General features: G+C 51.9%; 15 protein-coding genes. 8 read left to right on the plus strand and 7 right to left on the minus strand.

Annotated features, from left to right (window positions below):
• Positions 1 to 23 precede the first annotated feature (23 nt).
• The 5 genes from DFER_RS23510 to DFER_RS23530 all read right to left on the minus strand — a co-directional run bounded on the left by DFER_RS23510 (position 24) and on the right by DFER_RS23530 (position 9,087).
• On the minus strand, positions 24 to 2,777 hold the full coding sequence (locus DFER_RS23510; protein ID WP_015814163.1) for a TonB-dependent receptor: 2,754 nt from the start codon (positions 2,775 to 2,777) through the stop codon (positions 24 to 26).
• Between the two features lie 260 nt (positions 2,778 to 3,037).
• Positions 3,038 to 4,363 (minus strand): tetratricopeptide repeat protein, encoded by a 1,326-nt coding sequence (locus DFER_RS23515; protein ID WP_374754567.1) that lies wholly within the window; start codon positions 4,361 to 4,363, stop codon positions 3,038 to 3,040.
• Between the two features lie 480 nt (positions 4,364 to 4,843).
• Positions 4,844 to 6,172, minus strand: coding sequence for a xylose isomerase (xylA, locus tag DFER_RS23520; protein ID WP_015814165.1), 1,329 nt, complete (start codon positions 6,170 to 6,172; stop codon positions 4,844 to 4,846).
• A 233-nt stretch (positions 6,173 to 6,405) separates the two neighbouring features.
• On the minus strand, positions 6,406 to 8,523 hold the full coding sequence (locus tag DFER_RS23525) for a peptidylprolyl isomerase (protein WP_015814166.1): 2,118 nt from the start codon (positions 8,521 to 8,523) through the stop codon (positions 6,406 to 6,408).
• Between the two features lie 138 nt (positions 8,524 to 8,661).
• On the minus strand, positions 8,662 to 9,087 hold the full coding sequence (locus DFER_RS23530) for a hypothetical protein (protein WP_015814167.1): 426 nt from the start codon (positions 9,085 to 9,087) through the stop codon (positions 8,662 to 8,664).
• A 211-nt stretch (positions 9,088 to 9,298) separates the two neighbouring features.
• Between DFER_RS23530 and DFER_RS23535 the strand changes: the two genes are divergently transcribed.
• Positions 9,299 to 9,601, plus strand: a complete 303-nt coding sequence (locus DFER_RS23535) for an SCP2 sterol-binding domain-containing protein (RefSeq protein WP_015814168.1) — start codon at positions 9,299 to 9,301, stop codon at positions 9,599 to 9,601.
• Between the two features lie 63 nt (positions 9,602 to 9,664).
• Complete coding sequence (locus DFER_RS23540; RefSeq protein WP_015814169.1) at positions 9,665 to 11,116, plus strand: Gfo/Idh/MocA family protein; 1,452 nt, start codon at positions 9,665 to 9,667, stop codon at positions 11,114 to 11,116.
• Positions 11,117 to 11,305: 189 nt separating this feature from the next.
• Here the strand turns inward: DFER_RS23540 and DFER_RS23545 are convergent, their stop codons facing one another.
• Entirely contained in the window at positions 11,306 to 12,025 is a 720-nt protein-coding gene (locus tag DFER_RS23545) for a pyridoxine 5'-phosphate synthase (protein WP_015814170.1), read from the minus strand.
• A 466-nt stretch (positions 12,026 to 12,491) separates the two neighbouring features.
• On the opposite strand from DFER_RS23545, the gene DFER_RS23550 reads away from it, so the two are divergent.
• From DFER_RS23550 to nadB, 6 genes are all read left to right on the plus strand, one after another.
• Complete coding sequence (locus DFER_RS23550; RefSeq protein ID WP_015814171.1) at positions 12,492 to 12,941, plus strand: GatB/YqeY domain-containing protein; 450 nt, start codon at positions 12,492 to 12,494, stop codon at positions 12,939 to 12,941.
• The gene (locus DFER_RS23555; RefSeq protein ID WP_015814172.1) at positions 12,938 to 13,471 is read left to right on the plus strand and encodes a CvpA family protein; all 534 of its coding nucleotides are present in this window, start codon (positions 12,938 to 12,940) and stop codon (positions 13,469 to 13,471) included. The genes DFER_RS23550 and DFER_RS23555 overlap by 4 nt, the downstream gene beginning before the upstream one ends.
• Before the next feature lie 105 nt (positions 13,472 to 13,576).
• Positions 13,577 to 14,629 carry a dual-specificity RNA methyltransferase RlmN gene (gene rlmN / locus DFER_RS23560; protein ID WP_015814173.1) on the plus strand — a complete coding sequence of 351 codons (1,053 nt, stop codon included), beginning with the start codon at positions 13,577 to 13,579 and terminating at the stop codon, positions 14,627 to 14,629.
• A gap of 87 nt (positions 14,630 to 14,716) precedes the next feature.
• Positions 14,717 to 16,138 (plus strand): inorganic phosphate transporter, encoded by a 1,422-nt coding sequence (locus DFER_RS23565; protein ID WP_015814174.1) that lies wholly within the window; start codon positions 14,717 to 14,719, stop codon positions 16,136 to 16,138.
• 155 nt (positions 16,139 to 16,293) lie between these two features.
• Positions 16,294 to 17,289: a quinolinate synthase NadA gene (nadA, locus tag DFER_RS23570; protein ID WP_015814175.1), complete on the plus strand. Its 996-nt coding sequence runs from the start codon at positions 16,294 to 16,296 to the stop codon at positions 17,287 to 17,289.
• A 30-nt stretch (positions 17,290 to 17,319) separates the two neighbouring features.
• Complete coding sequence (gene nadB, locus DFER_RS23575; RefSeq protein ID WP_015814176.1) at positions 17,320 to 18,900, plus strand: L-aspartate oxidase; 1,581 nt, start codon at positions 17,320 to 17,322, stop codon at positions 18,898 to 18,900.
• A gap of 50 nt (positions 18,901 to 18,950) precedes the next feature.
• On the opposite strand, the gene DFER_RS23580 is transcribed toward nadB, so the two are convergent.
• Positions 18,951 to 20,309, minus strand: coding sequence for a vanadium-dependent haloperoxidase (locus DFER_RS23580; RefSeq protein WP_015814177.1), 1,359 nt, complete (start codon positions 20,307 to 20,309; stop codon positions 18,951 to 18,953).
• Between the last annotated feature and the right edge of the window lie 249 nt (positions 20,310 to 20,558).

Below are 20,558 nucleotides of genomic sequence, written 5' to 3' on the forward strand. Positions count from 1 at the left end.
GATTTAAAAATTTTGATGACTGATTAAAATTTGTATCGCACACCAAGCAGATAGGAGCGCTGGTAGCGGTCGCGGCGGATGAGTGTCTTGCCCGGCAGGTCCTGGTTCGGAATGCGGGCATTGGAGGCATTCACATTGTTGATATACACTTCCATCGGGGTGTTGAGCAGGTTATTGGCTTTCACGAACACGCCCAGGCCATTACGGAATGTCTTTTCGAGGGAGGCATCCATTTGGATAAATCGTTTTTGACAGAGGTCGTTGTCGATAAACTGCGAAACCGTGTTGATACGGTCGCCCGTGTATCCACCGGCCAGCTGGGCATCGATGCCATTCTGCTGGTTTTTATATAGTACCGAGAGGTTGGCTACATGCGCCGATTGTCCGTAAAGCGGCCGCGTTTGCTCGACATTAATCGTTTCGAGGTCGCCGCTTTCGTTGCGGATGCGCCTGGATTTCGTGGTGGCAATGCGCGAATGCGTGTAAGTGTAGTTGGCCTTGATCCCGAATTGCTTCACGTATTTGATGTAATCGATTTCCAGACCATAGTTTTTCGCATTCCCGAAATTGCCCGGCGAGTAGTAAATGTCCTGCCCGCGAACGGCGTCGCGCCGGAGGGTGTATTCGATCGGGTCTTTAATCATTTTGTAAAAAACACCCACCATAAATTGCTCCGAAGCGCGCGGGAACAGCTCGTAACGCAGGTCGATATTGTCGGCAACGGCGCGTTTCAGATCCGGGTTTCCGCGTTCCTGGTATTCTTCCAGCACAATGCGATAGGGTACGATTTCGAAGAAGCCGGGGCGGTTGATCGACCGGAAGTAGGAGGCGCGGAGGTTTACATTGCCTTCCGGCTTGTATTTGAAATGCAGGCTCGGCAGGATGTCCGTGTATTGCTGGTTACCATTCGGCCGGTCTTCACCGATCGGGAAAAGCATTGAATAGCCCTGGTGGGTCGCCTCGGCACGCACGCCGCCGAGGATTTCGAGATTTTTCGTTTCTGCTTTGAATTGAATGAAACCCGCTTTGATCTGTTCGGTAGCGTTGTAGTTCAATGCACTCGCTACCGAGCCGCGTGGGTTTTGGATTGTCCAGCGGATCTGCGTGTAGTCCGTGAAATCCTTTCCGAATTCGGCAAATGGGTCGGCCGGGCGGAGCTGGTAGTTGTTGTAAAAATTGGAGCGGGACTTGTCGCGGAACAAGCCGCCGGCCGTCCATTCGAGCTGCGTGGAGCCGATGGTGGTGTTGTAGGTCAAATTGAGATAGGCCGAAAGGTCCCGGTCGGAGTTGTGCTCCCAGCGCCTGGATGCGTCGCCTACGGTTGTCTTCCTTTCCCGGAAATTCTCCCGGAAGCCAATGAGCGGCACGGTTACATTGTCGGGAACCTCGTTGGTGGCTTTGGAATACACCGCCGACCATTGCAATGCGAGCGCGTTGAGCAGCTGGTGCTTGCCCTGCAATGTGCTGTTGAAGATCTGCTGCCTGGTCAGCCGCGAGCGGGTAGAGAAGCCGAGGGTCGCATTGCCCGCTACCGGATCGTAGCCGCCAATGGTAAGCTGGGTCGATTTTACATCCCGGACCTGCACATTCGTCAGGTTCATAAATGCATTGTAAAGCTGGATTTTATGCTTGTCATTCACCCGAAAATCGATTTTGGAATGCAGTCCATAGCGGATCTGCTGTTCGGAATACCGGCGTTCGCTCATTTTGGTGAGCGCTTCGCCGCGCAGGGTGTCCACGGTTTCGGAGTCGAAGAAAAGGCTGTTGCTGCCGCGGTGGGTGTTTTGGTAACTTCCCGCGAGGAGAATGCCGAGTTTGTCGTTCAGAAAACGGTTCCCTACCGCAATGCTGCCGAGCAGGTTGGGGGCCGGTGTTTTGAGCTTGTAATCCACGGTGGCGGTAGAAAAGTCGGCCGCGGTAGCATTGTAGAGGTTGCCGTTCCGCTCGTAGGGTGATTTGGATTGAATGTTTTTAAAATCATAACCCATGAACTTACGGTCCACAAACAGCTCGTTGTAGCCGGTAGACACGTTTGCCGAGAACGTAAATTTGTCGGGTGCGTCTTTCATCACCATATTCACCGCCCCGCCGATCGCGTCGCCTTCCATGGCGGGCGTGAGGGCCTTGTACACTTCGAGGCGGTCGAGCAGGTCGGAGGGGAAGATATCCAGCGGCACGTAGCGGTACTTGTTATCGGGGCTCGGGATTTTGACGCCGTTTACGAGCGTGTAGTTATATCGTTTGTCCATCCCGCGCAGGATCGCATGCTGACCGTCGCCATTGCTGTTGCGTTCAATGGAAATGCCCGAAATGCGCTGGATCACATTGGCGACGGTCAGGTCGGGTGAAATCTGGATAGTTTTGCCGGAGACGATATTCATGACCTGGCTGGCATTGCGCTCCATGAGCCGCGCCGTATTGTCGCTCGCGCCGTCGCGCTTGCCGGTCACGGCCACTTCGGCGAGCTTCACGTCGGCAGCTTCGAGGGAAAGGTCCATTTGGATTACCTCGTTGCCATTCACCGCAAATTCCCGTTGGACGGGTGCATAGGAAATATGCCGGATCGTGAGCCGGTAGGAGCCCTTTTGCAGGTTCGGGATGGAGAACGAGCCATCGAGGCCGGAAATATCGTGGAGGCTCGTACCTTCGATCGAGATCACCACGCCCAGCGCGGGTTCGCCGGTGGCGGCTTCGAGCAGCTTGCCTTTGAGGGTGCCGGCTTGGAGCATGGTGGTGCTCGAAACGAGCAGCAGGATATGGAGTAATGTACGGATCATCGCATCAAAAAATACTGGTCGGGTCGACCGGTTATACTGTCAGCTGGCCGCCGTGCCGGTTGACGATGCGAATGTGTGCAGAACCCAACGAGTGATCCAAATCAGGCCCGTTAACAAAAGGGCAACAGGCAGTTTTCAGGCGTTACATCAAGGCAACAAGTGTTAAAAATAAGCGTTAATCGTTTAATATCCAGGGATTTAAATCCCTGGTTGGTGGCATTATGTTTGCGTTACGGCACTGTTAAGAAATCGTTAACGGCTCAGATGGACTGGATGTAGGCGGAAAGATTGTCCCCGGCGGTGAGGTTCAGTTTCTTGCGCAGGCGGTGGCGGATCACGCGCAGGCTGTCCTGCGATATGCCGAGTAGCGTGGCAATGTCGGCGGAGGTCAGGTTCATTTTAATCAATGCGATCAGCCGGAGGTCGTTCGCGGTGAGCGGGCCGGTTTGCTGTTGCAGCCGGTCGAAAAACGACTGGTGTACCTGCTCGAATATGCCCCGGAATTCTTCCCAATGCTGGTTGTCCTGCAAGCCTTCGCCGATCTGTTCGGACAGCGCCCTGATTTGCTTCCGCTGGTCGCGCTTATCGTCTTTGATCATCTCCTCGAGCTTCGTGCGGAGGTCTTCGAGCAATTGATTTTTGCGGATCACATGCAGGGTGTAGCTGCTCAATTCCTGGGTTTTGGTTTCGAGCTGCTGTTTGAGGTGCTCTTCTTCGAGCTTTTTGTTTTTCAATTCAACCTCCATCAACTGGTTTTGCGCTTCGTACACCTGCTTGTGCTGCGCGCGGAGCTTTTGTTCATTTCGGATTTTGAGCCGCTGCCGGCTAATAATCAATGCGGCGACTACGATAACCAATATGATTACAACACCTGTTGCAATAGAAATCAGCGTGTCAATGCGCCGGGCCTGGGTGAGCTGGGCTATTTCACTATCCTTTTTTTCGATTTCGTAGAGCGTTTGGAGCAATGCAAGTTGCTTGTTGCTTTCTTCGGAATAAATATCGTTGAGCAGGCTGCGGCTCAGCGCCAGATAGTGGAATGCGCTGTCGTTGCGGTTCAGGAGGTTGTAGGCTTTGGAAATATCATAATAGGCGCTCGAAATCTGGTAGCGTTCGCCATGCGTCCGGGCGAGGTTCAGACTTTGGATGCTATGCGCCAGCCCTTCGCGGAAGCGGCCGGTTTTCCGCAATACATCGCCGAGGTTATTCACCACTTCCACCTGGGCGCGTGCATTGTTCGTTTGCGCATTCAGCACGTAGGCTTTGTTGAAATAGAAATAGGCCGAGTCGTATTCTTCGAGGTCTTCGTAAATGCTGCCAATGTTTTCGTAAATCTTCGCGGCGCCATCGGTGTGGCGATCGAGCTCGTAGGATTGCAGGGCTTTTCTCTGAAAATAGAATGCGCTGTCGTACATCTCGCGCTTTTCGTAAAGGTGGCCGATGCGCCCGTAAATTTCCGCCTTGCCGGATTCCATTTTAAGGCTCTGGTAAATGCCCAGGGCCTCGTCGTACTGTTTTCGGGCAAGCTGCGGCCGGCGCGAGCGGTAGTAGAGCTCGCCGAGCATATCCAGGTTGGCGGCGAGCATTTTTTTCCGGCCGGTGTGGCGGTAGGTTTTTTCGGCTTGCAGCAAATAGTCGAGCGACTGCGGGTAATGTCCCGAAATAAACAGCAGCCTGCCGATCTGCTGCAAATAACCCGCCGCTTCCCCCTCGTTATTTTTCGCGATTGCCGCGTAATAGTTTGCTTTAAGGCCGATCAGCAGGGAATCCGGGTTATGCGGACTGGCGGGAATGCTGTGCTCGGGCTCTGGCAATGGGTGGGCGCTTTGTGCAAACAGGTGTTGGGTAACGAAAAGAAGGAAAATAGCCGTCCCGCTCAGAATCCGGATGGCAGCGGAATGGGTAGGAGGGGAAAAACGCTTTCGGGCGCGGCCGGTATGCATGGCTGGTAGCGCTGGGTTAATTTCACGCAAGTTACGCCGATGCCCCCGCTATGAATGCCAAAAGCCATTGAAATACATCAATGGCTTTTGAAAAATAATATTGAGGTAATATTGGGGTTACACTCAAAGGAAACGGTTGATCAGGTTTTCGAGGTACTCCTGCTTGCCGGAAGTCGTTGCAGGCTCGCCTTTTGTAGCAGCCAGTTCAAACAGGTCTTCCAGTTTCAATGCACCTTTTTCGAAATCTGCACCTTTGCCGCCGTCGAAGCTTGCGTAGCGGTTTTTGCGGATTTCGTCGTAAGCGCCGTTCTGGATGATCTTGTCGGCGATTACCAGCGCACGTGCCACGGTGTCGATACCACCGATGTGCGCATGGAATACATCGTCTACGTCGGTCGAGTTGCGGCGGCGTTTCGCGTCGAAGTTGATACCGCCTCCCTGCAATCCGCCTGCATTCAGGATCACGAGCAATGCGCGGGTCCATTCGGCGATGTCGTTCGGGAACTGATCGGTATCCCAGCCGTTCTGGTAGTCACCGCGGTTGGCGTCGATCGAGCCCAGGATGCCTGCGTCGGCAGCAACTTGTAGTTCGTGCTCGAAAGTGTGGCCGGCCAATGTGGCGTGGTTTACTTCGAGGTTCAGGCTGAAATCGGCCAGCAGGTCGTGCTGACGAAGGAAACCGATTACCGTTGCCGCATCGTAGTCGTATTGGTGCTTGGTAGGCTCGCAAGGCTTCGGTTCAATGAAGAATTTACCTTTGAAGCCATTCGCACGGGCATAAGCCACGGAGATTTTCAGCATTTGGGCAAAGTGCTCCTGCTCACGCTTCATATCGGTGTTCAGAAGGCTCATATAACCTTCGCGGCCACCCCAGAACACATAGTTTTCACCGCCCAACGCGATGGTAGCGTCCAGAGCCATTTTGATTTGTGCACCTGCATGTGCTACCACGTCGAAATCAGGGTTGGTGGAAGCACCGTTCATGTAGCGGTGGTGACCGAACAGGTTGGCAGTTCCCCAAAGGAGTTTCACGCCCGATGCCTTTTGTTTTTCACCCAAATAGGCAGTCAATGCTTGCAGGCGTTTTTCGTTGGTGCGTACGTCGTCGTCGTAGTCAACTACGTCCACATCGTGGAAACAGTAGTAGGGCAGGCCCAGCTTCGTGATGAATTCGAATGCGGCGTCGGCCTTGTCTTTGGCGCGGTCAACGGCGTCGGCCTTCTTGTCCCAAGGGTAGAAAAGCGTCGGTCCGCCGAATGGGTCCAGACCTGCGCCACAGAATGTATGCCAGTAGGCCACTGCGAAGCGCAGGTGATCTTTCATCGTTTTACCGGCTATAACGCGGTTTTCATCGTACCAGCGGTAAGCCAGTGGGTTGTCGGTTTCGGGGCCTTCGAAAGAGATCTTTCCGATACCCTTAAAATACTCCTGTTCTCCGAGTAGAATGCTCATTTTAATGTAGTTAATCGTTTTCTAATGGTTAAATAGATAGTCCGGTGCAGTAGGACGAGAAGTACATCCTCCGTTCCTCCATCCTCCTTTCTCCCTTATTGATTTAATAAGTGTAAAATTGACATTTCATACTGCAATACTATCACTTTTTTCTGAAAAATTTGCAGTGCAAATAAAAAGAGGAGCAGATTTAATTTCTGCTCCTCTTTTGGCAAGTTATTCCAGGAATTTGATCAGAAGAATTTCGCGCGGCGGTCTTCGATTTTGGCGTTTTCGCGGATGGCTTCGTTCACCAGGTACGACATGCGGCTTTCCAGCGATTGCGTTACCTGCGTTTTATACTGCGTGAAGTCGGCGATTTTCGGAGCGTCGGTCTTGTTCACCAGTTCCATGATGAACACGCCGTTTTCGCCGGTGAACACACCTGATTTCTGGCCTGCTTTCAAGCCGAATGCTTTTCCGAGTGCGATAGGATCGAAACCTGCGCTGGTCAGGAAGCCTGTTGCGAGTGAAATGTCGCTGGCCGATTCCACCAATGCACCTGCACCGTATTTTTTCGCGATGTCTTCGAGTGAGCCGGTAGCGCCTTTGAGTTTGGCAGAGATCTGCTCGGCCTTGATCTGGTTGCGCACTTTGGTCGTGAGCTCGTCGCGGAAGTCATCCACTTTTACATCTTTCGCGTCCGATTTGCCTGTCAGCACCGCCACTACATATTGTTCTTCGGTTTCGAACACGGGAGAAACGGTTGAAGGCTTGGTATCTTCCTTGAAGGCCCATCTCACGATTTCACGTGCATTCTGGATGGCGTTGATATTCGTGGCCGATTCCGGAATGCGGTTCGCATTAGCCAGTACCAGCGCTTTGTTTTTCTTTACAGCCTCTTCGAATTGCTCACGGCTTTTCACGGTGTTGGCAAATTCATCGGCTCTTCTGTAAGCTTCGTCACGGGTTGCCTGGCTTGGAGCGATCGTTTTACCGATGGTAGCGATGCGGTACAGGGTGTTCGATTTCGGAGCGGTTACTTTAATAATGTGGAAACCAAACTGGCTTTCTACCAAACGCGGGATCAGGCCGGGAGCAGAAGCGGAGAAAACTGCTTCTTCGAATGGCTTCACCATCGCGCCGTTGTTCTGGAAGTAACCCAGGTCACCGCCACGCTGTGCCGAACCGGGGTCCGCGCTGGAAGTAGCAGCCAATGCTTCGAAGTTAGCACCTGCTTTGATTTGCGCCAGGATGCCTTCCGCTTTGACGCGAGCCGCCGTTTTCGCCGAGTCCGACTGGTTTTCAGCGCGGATCAGGATGTGGCTTGCTTTGGCAGAAGAAACGCTATCGCTGCGTGTGCCGCCGTATTTGTAGATATAATAGGTATTGCCTTCACGGTATGGTCCGTAAACACCGCCCGGAACGAATGTCTTCACGGCTTCTTTCAACTGGTCGCTCATGGTAGCGTACGACTGGTTGATCGGCGTCGGGATGTCGGTGTTCATGGCCGCAAATGCAGAGTCGCTCTGAGCGGTAGCAAGGCCGCGTGCGAGTTCTTTGATCTCGTTATACAGCGCCGCGCTGTCGTCTTTCGCAGGCTGAACAGGGAACGTCACGTATTCGATCGAGCGGGTGTCGGTTCCTTTGTATTCTTTTTTATGCGCGCTCAGGTATTCTTCGAGCTGCGCGTCGGTTACTTTAATGGTAGTATCTACAACCGAGAAATAAGGTACGTAGAGGTAACGCAGGTTGGCTTTGGTGTTTTGCGCTACGTATTCTTTTTCAGCCTGTGCTTTTGGCGTGTAGGTCGAGAGGCGAAGCATGTTTTCATATTTCGCACGGGTACGCTCTTCCCGAAGGCTTTTTTCGAAGTTCTCCCAGGATTTTTGCTGTTCCAATGGAAGGGTTTTCAGGTTTTTCAGGTAGTTAACCACCGCATTCTTGTCGAAGCGGCCAGTGGTAGGGTCTGAAAATGCTTGCAGAATCGAAGGGCTGATGTGGTTACCCTGTACCATGTCGTACAGTTCCTCGTCGGTTACTTCAAGGCCCAGTTTGTCGTATTGCTTTTTGTAGGCAATGTCCACCACGAACTGGTTCCAGGCCTGGTCTCTCAAAGAAGCCAGCTCGCCTTCGTTCAGGCTGCGGCCCGACTGCGCCTCGTAGTTTTGACGGAAACCGTCCACCCGGCTTTGAAAATCTTTGATATTAATTTCTTTCCCGGCAATCTCTCCCACAATCTGGTTGTCATTGCCGCCCAGAAGGGAATTAGGGCCCAGCAAATCGCCTCCAACCATAAAAAGAATTAAACTGATAGCGATAACCGTGACGGCTACCCCGGATTTTTCTCTGATTTTGTTAATTAAAGCCATTTTCTCGATTCAAATTAGTGCGCAAAATAAAAAGTTTTCTTCGTGGAATGCAAGACCTTACATTCCTATTTACAATTATTGGTAGCATCCGGACGTTGCGCGGCGCGCCGGAGCGATCAAGAGGATGGTTTTGAGGCTTTAATACATGTGTTTCAGGTTGAAAGCGTAGAGAATCGCCATGAATACGCTGAAAAATATGCCGGCCATGGCGGTGATAGCGCCCATCCAGCCACCGATCATCAATAAAGGTGCCAGAAATGCGACCGCCATGCCGCCCAGGTAGAGGTAATAACCCCGCTTTTGCAGGTTCCACATCAGATAGGCCGCGTACAGCGAAAGCGATTCGAAAATGAGCATGATAATGGCGCCGGTTTTGATGTTCTCGGCGGTGGTTTGCTCGATCATGGCTTCAAACATCTTGTCCATCGAGTTATCCTTTGCCGCGGCGGCCTGGTTTTCCAGGTTTTCGCGCACTGCTTCGAAGGTCTCCCGCGTTTTGTCGGCGGTGATGCCTGGGTTCCATAGCCGTTCGGATTGCGTCCAAAGGCCGGAAACGGCGCTCATAAATGTAAGAAAACACAAAATAGTAAGGAACGTGGGGCGATTCACAGGTGCACTCATTCAGTTGAATATGACTCAGCAGGTTTTCTGATGAAGAATGTAAAATTTGTCGTTTTCGGTGAAAACACCAAAGGCATTTGAATATTCTTCCGGTGCGCCTACATTTGTCGTTTTTTAATCCAATAAAACTCAAACTTTCTAACAAACGGTACTTATGAGCCTTCAAATTCTGACTGATCGCATTGCAAATATTCTGGGAACGGACAGCGGACTCGATGCCACAGCCAAGTTTGTAACCGACGAGGGCGTGTTGTTCGTGGACGGCAAATCGGTACCCAACAGCGTTTCCAACACCGATGCCGAAGCCGATTGCATCTTTGAAGTATCGGTAAAAAATGCATTGAAACTCATTGACGGCGACCTGAATGCCATGATGGCCCTCATGACCGGCAAGTTGAAAATAGACGGCGATATGGGCGTAGCGATGAAGATCGCAGAAACGTTCGGACGGCGATAGTAGGCTTTCCCGCCGGGTGCCTTTTTTCGTTACCAGCAGTTTTCAACAAACGATCACACCAGCATGGATAATCACGAAAAGGCATCCGGAATTACTACAAAAAGAAGGGATTTTATCAAAGCAGGTGCATTGGCAGCCGGCAGCTTCATGATCGTCCCGCGCCACGTGCTGGGGCGGGGTTTCACCGCTCCGAGCGACAAGCTCAATATCGCCGCGGTGGGGTGCGGCGGCAAGGCGGATTTCAATATCAAACAAGCCTATAATAATGGTACGGAAAACATCGTGGCGCTCTGCGATGTTGACGACCGGCAATCCGAAAAATACCGGAAACAATTCCCCAAAGCCCCTTACTACAAAGATTTCCGGAGGATGTTCGAAAAGGAGGCGAAGACGTTTGATGCCGTCATTGTCACCACGCCCGACCATATGCATTACCCGGTGGCCATCGCCGCCATGGAGCTCGGGAAGCATGTGTATGTGGAAAAACCTTTGACGAAAGATATCTGGGAGGCTCGCATGCTCACCGAAGCCGCCAAAAAATACAAGGTGGTAACCCAAATGGGCAACCAGGGGAGCAGCAGCAACGGCACGCGCAACACGGAAGCGCTCGTACAATCGGGCGCGATCGGCGATGTGCATACCATTGAAGTCTGGACCGACCGGCCCGTATGGCCGCAGGGCGTGCAGTCGCCGAAGGATAAAGGTGAGTCGCAGCCCGTACCTGCGGGCGTGGACTGGGACCTATGGCTCGGCACCGCCCCGAAACGCGACTACCACGAAGCCTACATGCCGTTCCGGTGGCGCGGTTACTGGGATTTTGGCACGGGCGCATTGGGCGATATGGGCTGTCACTTCCTCGACGTGCCCTTTCGTGCATTGAAACTCGGCTATCCCACATCCGTAGAATGCAGCGTAGGCTCCGTGTACGCCGATTTCTTTCAGCAGGCATTCTTCGACGACGTTGCGCCGCCTTCCGCCAATATCCATTTAAAATTCCCTTCCAAAACCGCCGGCAAGGAGATCAATCTCAACTGGTACGACGGCGGCATGCGCCCGCAGCTGCCCGACGGCTGCGATTACAAAACCGTTTTCGGAAGCGTCGATGGCGGGATATTATTTATAGGTACAAAAGGCATTATCAGTGCGGAAATGTTCGGGGAAAACCCGCGGCTGTGGCCCGAGAAGAAATTCGAGAACGTGCGCATTGCCACCAAGCCAAGGGCATTGGTGCAGGGCGGTTGGGAAGGGCATCAGCAGCAGTTTGTGCAGGCTTGCAAAAAAGGCTTCGGAGCGTACACGAGTTCGTCATTCGACCAGTCGGGGCCTTTGACGGAGATTGTGCTCATGGGTAATCTGGCGGTGCGTTCGTACCTGCACCGTGAGGCCAAACCTGATGGGAAGGGTTTCAATTTCCCGGGTCGCCAGCGGTTGATGTGGGATGGTACCAATATGAAGATCACCAATTTCGACGTGGCGAACCGGTTTGTGAAAAGGGAGTATCGGACGGGGTGGTGACAAACCCTGCATTGTTGTTGCATGCCTACGGCATTCGCGATCAGCGGTTATTTATTTTCCTACCAACGTTACGTCGCTAACGCGACTGGGCACCTCACAGCGAAGTGCCGCTAGGCACGTAATATTGGTAGAACGGTAATGTTAACCCACAAACTTAAATCCCGTAGGGATGTAACATCAATACGAATTTTACAACTCCAACTCCCGCAAATACATCTGGATCGTATTTTCCAATCCTATATATAATGCATCGCAGATCAATGCGTGGCCAATGGATACTTCATCCATCCAGGGAATGCTTTGTTTCAAAAAATGCAGGTTGTCCAGGCTCAAATCGTGCCCTGCATTTAATCCCAAACCTACTTCGCGCGCTTTTTCAGCGGCTTTGACAAACGGCAGCACGGCTTTCTGACGGTTTTCGAAATAACCTGCCGCAAATGGCTCCGTGTAAAGTTCCACGCGGTCTGCGCCGCAGATTTTCGCGCCTTCCACCATGTCTTCATCCGGGTCCACAAACACCGACACGCGGATACCGGCGGATTTGAATGTTCCTACGAGGTCGGTGAGGACGGAGCGGTGGGTGATCGTGTCCCAGCCTGCATTGGATGTAATGGCGCCGAGCGCGTCGGGTACGAGCGTTACCTGGTCGGGTTTGTTGGCTAAAACCAGTTCTACGAATTTCTTTTCGGAAGGGTTGCCTTCGATATTGAACTCCGTCGTGACAAGTTCGCGGAGATCGTACACATCCTGATACCGAATGTGGCGCTCATCCGGCCGCGGATGCACGGTAATGCCCTGTGCCCCGAACCGCTCGCAGTCCAGCGCTACTTTCAATACATTAGGATTGTCACCGCCACGGGAATTGCGAAGGGTGGCGATCTTGTTGATGTTGACGCTTAGACGGGTCATATTTGGAATGATTGAATGAGTGAATGATTGAATGGGACTTTGCTAATGAGTGAATGTGTGAATGAGTGAATGTGCCGCCGTGGAACGGGGAATGAGTGAATGTGCCACCGTAGAACGGGGAATGTGCGAATGATTGAATGATTGAATGATTGAATGATTGAATGATTGAATGATTGAATGACCGAATAGATCGTTTATAAAACCGAGTTTTCAAGTGAATCACTAACTTTGCCGGTCTGTTACAAATTTAGCATTCGAGTGTAGAAAAACACTTTTAGTGCCAATTTTTAACCTAAATCAATAAAACAAACAACAAATGACCGAATGACAATACCTGACTTTCAACATTCACTCATTCCCCGTTCCACGGCGGCACATTCACTCATTCGCTCATTCGCTCATCGCACCGGCGACCCGGTCAAAATTCTGACATTCAATCATTCAACCATTCAATCATTATAGTCCCATGTCACTAAAAACCCAAGTAGAATCCGGTATCAAAGACGCGATGCGTGCGAAGGATCAGGATACATTGCGTGCGTTGCGCGCTATTAAGTCGTTGATTTTGTTGGAAGAGACCAAAGGCGGTGCCAGCGGTGAGCTTTCGGCGGACGATGAGCTGAAACTTTTAACCAAAGCCGCGAAGCAACGCCGCGAGTCTGCGGACATTTACAAAACACAAGGCCGTGCCGACCTGCTGGAAAAAGAAGAAGCGGAACTCGCCGTGATCGAGCAATTCCTGCCCAAGCAGCTGACCGAGGACGAAGTGAAAGCCAAATTGCAGGAAATCATCGCCCGCGTGGGCGCGTCGGGGCCTTCTGATATGGGCAAAGTAATGGGCGTTGCCACGAAAGAACTGGCCGGACAGGCTGAGGGACGTGTCGTTTCAACCTTGGTGAAGGCATTGCTCGCATGAAATTACTGGATGTTCTCATCCTTCTTCCCCTGCTATGGGGCGCATTACATGGCTACCGCAAAGGCCTGCTGATCGAGATTATCGGGATTCTGGGTATGGTGGTAGCCATGGTTTTGGGTTTCAAATTCCTGGGCCTGGGGATGGAGATTCTCACGCCGTATTTCAGTGAGGGCGTCGCGCGGAGAATCCTCCCTTATGTGGGTTTTTCGGTGATTTTCTTTCCCACCATTTTTTTGTTGAACCAATTCGGTTACACTATCCGGCGGTCGCTGCGGTACTCGATACTCGGTACATTCGACAGTTTCGCCGGCGCGATGGTGGGCGTTTTTACTTGGGTTTTCGGCATCAGCGTGTTCTTCTGGCTCGTGGATGCGATTGGCGTGAAAATCCCCGCGCACCGCACGGACGATACTTATCTGTACCCGCTCGTGGTACCCGTTGCGCCCACGGTAATCACCAAAGGATTGTCACTCATGCCCAAAGGCACCGACATTATCCGCGACTGGAAACGCGATTACCTCGAAGATTGAACTTTCGATTTTCCTCTTGGGTTAAGCATTCGTTATTGACTTTCAGTACCTTTGCAGAAAATTTACAGTTGAATGCCCTGTGTGTTTGACAGATTATAGCAGAAAATGACCACGATACAGCAAAAGCAGGACATCCGTAAACTGAATGTCGACCAGATCAAAACCTGGATGACCGAACACGGAGAGAAGGCTTTCAGGGCAAAACAGATATATGAATGGATCTGGAAAAAATCCGCCCATTCATTCGACGAAATGACCAACCTCTCGCTCGCTACGCGGGAGCTGATGAACGAGCATTTCGTGATTCACTCACTCGACGTAGCCAAAAAACAGCACAGCAACGACGGCACGGTCAAATCCGCATTCAAACTATTTGACGGAAACCTCGTGGAAGGCGTGCTCATTCCCGCCGCCGACCGCATGACCGCCTGCGTGAGCAGCCAGGTAGGATGCTCGCTCACGTGCAAATTCTGCGCGACAGGCTACATGGACCGCAAGCGCAACCTCGAAGCCGGAGAGATTTACGACCAGGTGGTTGCCATTGCGCGGCAGGCGGAGGCGACATTCAATGCACCATTGACCAACATTGTATATATGGGAATGGGCGAGCCGTTGCTGAATTATGCGAATGTGCTCAAATCCATCGAATACATTACTTCGCCGAAAGGTTTGAACATGTCGCCGAAGCGGATTACCGTTTCCACGGCGGGCATTGCGAAGATGATCACCAAGCTGGCCGACGACGAAGTGCGGTTCCGGCTTGCATTGTCGCTGCACGCTGCGAACGATAAAAAGCGTAACCAGATCATGCCGATCAATGAATCGAACTCGCTTGATAACCTGGCTGACGCATTGAACTATTTTTATAAGAAAACCGGTAACCGCATTACGTTCGAGTACATTGTTTTTAACAATTTCAACGATAGTTTGCAGGACGCCAAAGAGCTTTGGGAATTTTGCAAGCGTGTTCCGGCACGGGTGAACATCATTGAATATAACCCGATCGCCGAGGCTGATTTTAAAAATACGGAGGCCGACCGCCTCGATAAATTTGCCGCATTCCTGGAAGATAGGGGCGTTTCGGTGCACGTGAGGAGGAGCCGGGGCAAGGATATCGACGCTGCTTGCGGGCAGCTTGCTAACAAAGAAACAAACTGAGATAACTCCGGCTTAACAATTTCTTAACATTGCGTAGGCCGATTATAAGTAGTTTTGTGCCAATTAAATCACCTATCATCTGCTTCTATGTTTGGTCTTGAAACCGACATTTTCATCCTCCTCGCGTTTAGTATTTTAGCGGCCTGCGCATTCGAATTTGTCAACGGTTTCCACGATACCGCCAATGCGGTGGCGACCGTGATCTATACCAACTCGCTGAAACCCAATGTGGCGGTGGTATGGTCCGGCTTTATGAACTTCTGCGGGGTTTTCTTCGGCGGAATTGCCGTGGCAATGGGGATCGTGAACCTGCTGCCGGTGGAACTGCTGATCGATCAGAACGTCTACCATAGTGCCGCGATGGTCTTTGCATTACTTTTCAGCGCCATTATCTGGAACCTGGGAACGTGGTACTTCGGCTTGCCGAGTTCCAGCTCGCATACGCTCATCGGCTCTATCCTCGGCGTGGGCCTTGCATTTACATTAATGCCTGAAAACACGCAGGGAACCGGTGTGAACTGGTCGAAAGCGCAGGAACTGTTTATGTCGCTCCTTACTTCACCGATATTCGGTTTTGCGCTGGCGATCATCATTATGTTTATTTTGAGAAGATCGCTGTCCAAGCCGCTCCGCGAGATCGTTTTCAGCGAACCTAAGAAAAACGAAGCGCCGCCGATCTGGATCCGCGGGATTTTGATCCTTACCTGTACGCTTGTAAGCTTCTTCCACGGTTCGAACGACGGCCAGAAAGGGGTGGGGCTCGTGATGCTCATCCTGATCGGTATCGTGCCTGCCCACTTTGCATTGGATAATTCAAAAGACCCGATCGAAATGAAAACCGACCTCGTCGGTATTGAGCGGGCTGTCAATACCATTGACTCGACGCGCCTTTCGATCTCCGACCGTGCGCATTTGCATACCATTAAAACCGAACTCACGCATTTGCAGGCGCAGATCAACCATCCGCTGCCTGAGCACCGCCTTCCCAAAGAAGAGCGTATGGAAGCACGCCGCTCGTTGTTGCTCGTGAGCCGTAACATCAAAACAATCCTCGACAACGGCCAGGCTAACCTGAATGCGGCCGACTTCGCATTCCTGAAAAAGCAATCGGGCAGCGAGCACGGTATCAGAAGGTACACCGACTACGCGCCTGACTGGGTTATCCTCATGATCTCACTTTCGCTTGGCCTGGGTACCATGGTGGGCTGGAAACGCATTGTGGTGACGATCGGCGAGAAAATCGGAAAGCAGCATTTGACTTACGCACAGGGCGCTTCGGCTGAGCTTGTGGCGGCGAGTACCATTGGCGTATCGTCCTACCTGGGCCTTCCGGTAAGTACCACGCACGTGCTTTCTTCCGGTATTGCGGGGTCGATGGTGGCCAGTAAGGGTGTGAAAAACCTGCAAGGCGGCACGATCCGTAACATCGTGATAGCCTGGGTTTTGACATTGCCCGTAACGATGCTGCTATCGGGTACGTTGTACGCATTTTTCCGTTGGGTGTTGTAGGACATTCAAGGATAGCGATATGAAAAAGCCGCCGGGACCGTTCCCGGCGGCTTTCGTTTTCATGCGGCAGCCGCACTTTCTTTGCTTTTCATTGGTTTAATATCGTAAATTCGGCATGGATTTTAGTGTTAAATAAAAGCCAATTATTCACCATAATGACTACAATTGAAGCGCAGGTTAACCGCTACGGATATGTGACGGAGGCAGTTGCGGACGATATCGATCTGGTTGCGGAGATCAACCGCCTGAAAAAAGAGAAGAATGCGGTCATCCTCGCACACTATTACGTGAACGAGGATATCCAGGACCTGGCCGACTACATCGGCGACAGCCTTGGCCTGTCCCAGCAGGCAGCGGCCACCGACGCCGACATGATCGTTTTCTGCGGCGTGCACTTCATGGGCGAAACGGCCAAGGTACTCAGCCCGCAAAAAAAGGTGGTAATCCCCGACCTGAATGCCGGCTGCTCGCTGGCGGATTCCGCGCCGGCCGACAAGTTTGCCGCATTCAAAGCGCAATATCCCGATCATATCGTGATCAGCTATATCAACTGCTCGGCGGAGATCAAAGCTTTGACAGACATTGTTTGTACTTCCTCCAACGCATTGCAGATTGTAGAAAGCCTGCCGAAAGACCAGAAGATCATCTTCGCACCGGATGCCAACCTGGGCCGCTATGTGGCACATAAGACGGGCCGCGAAATGGTGCTTTGGGACGGAGCGTGCATTGTACATATTGATATTTCAAGGGAAAAGCTCGCGCAGCTGCGTGAAGAACACCCCGATGCATTGCTGATCGCCCATCCCGAATGCAAAGAGGACATTTTGAAGCAGGCTGATTTTGTCAGCTCCACAACCGGTCTTTTGAAATTTGTGAAAGACTCGCCGCACGACAAGTTCATCGTGGCCACGGAAGCGGGTATTTTGCACAAAATGAAACAATCGGTGCCAGACAAAAAGCTGATCCCGGCTCCCGGCTCCGACAACAATACCTGCGCTTGCTCCGAATGCCCGTATATGAAAATGAACACCCTCGAAAAGGTCTACAACGCGCTGCTTTATGAGCAACCGGAGATCTTCGTGCCCGAGGACATCCGCCTGAAAGCCTACGATTCGGTAGCGCGTATGCTGGAACTGAGCAAAGGCATCTGACACCCGATATAAAACCCTATTCCTGAAATTATGCCCCAATTTGATTTTCTGATTATCGGTTCGGGAATTGCCGGACTTAGCTACGCAGCCAAATTAGCCCGCCATTTCGATGACCTGAAACAGGAAGTGTCCATCGCCGTGATTACCAAGGTCCAGGCCGATGAAACCAACACCAAATATGCCCAGGGAGGCATTGCGGTGGTATGGGCGGAGTCCGATTCGTTTGAAAAACACATTCAGGACACGATGGACGCGGGGGATGAGGTCAATAAAAGGAATATTGTCGAAATCGTGGTACGGGAAGCGCCGCAGCGCATTCAGGAGCTGATCGATTACGGAACGCGGTTTGACAAGGAAAAAGACGGGGAATATGATCTGGCCAAAGAAGGCGGCCATTCCGACCATCGCATTCTGCATTTCAAGGACATTACCGGTGCGGAAATCGAGCGTGCATTGCTGGAAGAGGTGAACCGTCACAAAAGCATTCAGATCTTCACGCATTACTATGCCGTAGAACTGATCACCCAGCATCATCTGGGCGAAACCGTCTATCGCTACCGTGAAGATATCAAGTGCTTCGGGGCCTACGTGTTGAACCGCCAAACCGGCGAAGTGGAGAAGTTTTTAGCCAAAACCACCCTGCTCGCTACCGGCGGGATCGGCAACATTTACCAAAGCACCACCAATCCCACCATCGCCACCGGCGACGGTATCGCGATGGCCTACCGCGCTAAGGGCATTTGCGACAATATGGAATTCATCCAATTCCACCCCACGAGCTTTTACCAGCCGGGGCAGAAGCCTTCATTCCTCATTTCGGAAGCCGTACGTGGTTTTGGGGGAATATTGAAACGGGCGGATGGCAGCACATTCATGGAAAATTATGACGCCCGCCTGTCACTCGCCCCGCGCGACATCGTGGCCCGCGCGATCGACTCCGAAATGAAAAAGAACGGGGTGGATCACGTGTACCTCGACGTGCGGCACTGCGATTACGAAAAGTTTCTCGAACACTTCCCCAACATCACCGAATACTGCCTCCAACAAGGCATCGACGTTCGGAAGGACATGATCCCGGTCGTACCCGCGCAGCATTACATGTGCGGTGGCGTGCGGGTGAATGAATGGGGTAAAACCAATATTGAATTTCTGTACGCGGTAGGCGAATGCGCCTGCACGGGCCTGCACGGCTCCAACCGCCTCGCTTCCAACTCCCTGCTCGAAGCCGTCGTTTTTGGTCACCGCGCCTACGAAAGTACCATCGTACATTTCGAAAATGCGGTGATCGCCCAAAACATTCCCGAATGGGACGATTCGGGCACGACACACCCGGAGGAGCAGGTGCTGGTAACCGAAATGACCCGCGAGCTGAACAGCATCATGTCCAATTACGTGGGCATCGTGCGCACCGACCGCCGTCTTAAACGCGCCTACGACCGCCTCGAACTTCTGCATCAGGAGCACGAGGAACTGTACCGCGAATCAAAAGTGTCGGTAGCGATTTGCGAGCTGCGGAACATGATCTCGGTTTCCTACCTGATCATCAAAATGGCCATGGCCCGCCGCGAAAACATCGGCCTGCACTACAACGCCGATCATGTGCCTGCTTAGAGCTTAGGGCTTATAGCTTAGAGCTTAGGGCTTATAGCTTAAAGCTTACCTCAGGGCTTAGGACTTTGCGCGAGAGTGTTCCGGCTCCGGCGTGTTACTGCGCGCTGCCAGACGTTTGTACCGATTTTTTCGCCCAGATGGGTGCCTTCTTCAACGCCGTCGCGGTAATGGATACCGCCGTAAACGCGGCTGATGGACGCATCCCAATAGGCCTCTTCAAACGATTTGAAGGATTTGACGCCGTGGCCGTATTTCTTCTCGGTCGTATCGGTAAAAGCCACATTGCTTCCCATCAGTTGCGTGAGCACCACGCCGCAGGCTGCTGAAATGGAGCTATGCCCGCTCACGTATTCAGGAAATGCCGGGGTTTCGAGAAAGGGGCGCCAGTTAGGGTCCCAATTGTTGTTGATCACCGTTTCCGGGCGGATGCGCACCGTGCGGTACTTCTCGTCCCAGCAGGCTATGAATGCGTCGTAAATGGACAATGCCCCGAGCGTATATGCCTCCACCGATTGCATCAGGTTCAGCTTCTTGTCCGTCGCGACAGTTCTGACGATTGCCATCCAGTGACCGGCAGGGGTCATTTTTTTATTGGCAAACATGGCATGACCCACCACATTGGTTACAAATGCATTGTCGTCCCAGAAGTATGCGGTAGCCTTCTGGGCATCCGTCAGTCCATTTCCGATGTTGTACACTTCCATGGCGAGCTGCATAAACTTACTGCTTTTGGCGAGGTCGTATTGGGCCGGCGCCGGGCAGCGGAACTGCGTCACCGAGTCGAGCGTGAAAGTTCTGACGGTATTCCATTTCGGCTCGCACGCGTCCGCGTAGGCGGGAGGGGTGGGGACCCATGTGCCCGGTTTGTTGGTCACCGTATAGCGGTAGCCGCGTATTTCCTTGTAATGATCTTTGGCCGAATAGGCCAGCACGTGTTTGGCTACCGTATCTCCGTATGTGATAGAGCGTTCATATACGTCCTCCGGAATGCCCATTTCCTGGTACTTTTTGAAAAGCCCCTTTTCGTAATCGTCCCACATGTTGCCGGAAAAAGTGAGCGTCCTGGCAATAACGGTAAACGCCCGGATACTCGCGAGCGGGTAGCAATATACGAGCGCAGTATCCGGCTGCGGCGGCGTTCCGAATTTAACTAGTTGGTTTCCAAGTGATTGGTATTCAGGGTAGCCGGGTGCCAGTGCCTCGTAGGCTGCCAGGAACGAATATCCGTAAATGCGGCTCGCCACAGGCGGTTTGAAAATATCGTGAATGATGACGTCGGTGAGGTGAGTTGCCGTTTCATGAAACAGTTTCGGATCAGCGGCCCTGGCGTTGTATTCATCCGGCGACGATTCTTTTTTACACCCGAAAATGAGCAAAACGAACACGATGGAGAGTAAACGAAATTTCATTCGATGTAAAGGGGGATTTTGTAACTGAATTGCTTCACGAATATAATAAGAATTGAAAGTTTGCCGGCATTAATGGATAAAAGAATGATTTTTTGTAACTTATATATCACTAAATCATAAAAATTGTTCGATTGGTACCAATATTTATTGTTATTTTTTAAGAATGCATATTCATTAACCGGGAAATCTTTTTTTTGTAAAAAAATTAATATCTTTTTGTACAATCAAGCGAGTGTATAGAGTCTCATG

This window comes from Dyadobacter fermentans DSM 18053 (assembly GCF_000023125.1).
GTDB lineage: Bacteria > Bacteroidota > Bacteroidia > Cytophagales > Spirosomataceae > Dyadobacter > Dyadobacter fermentans.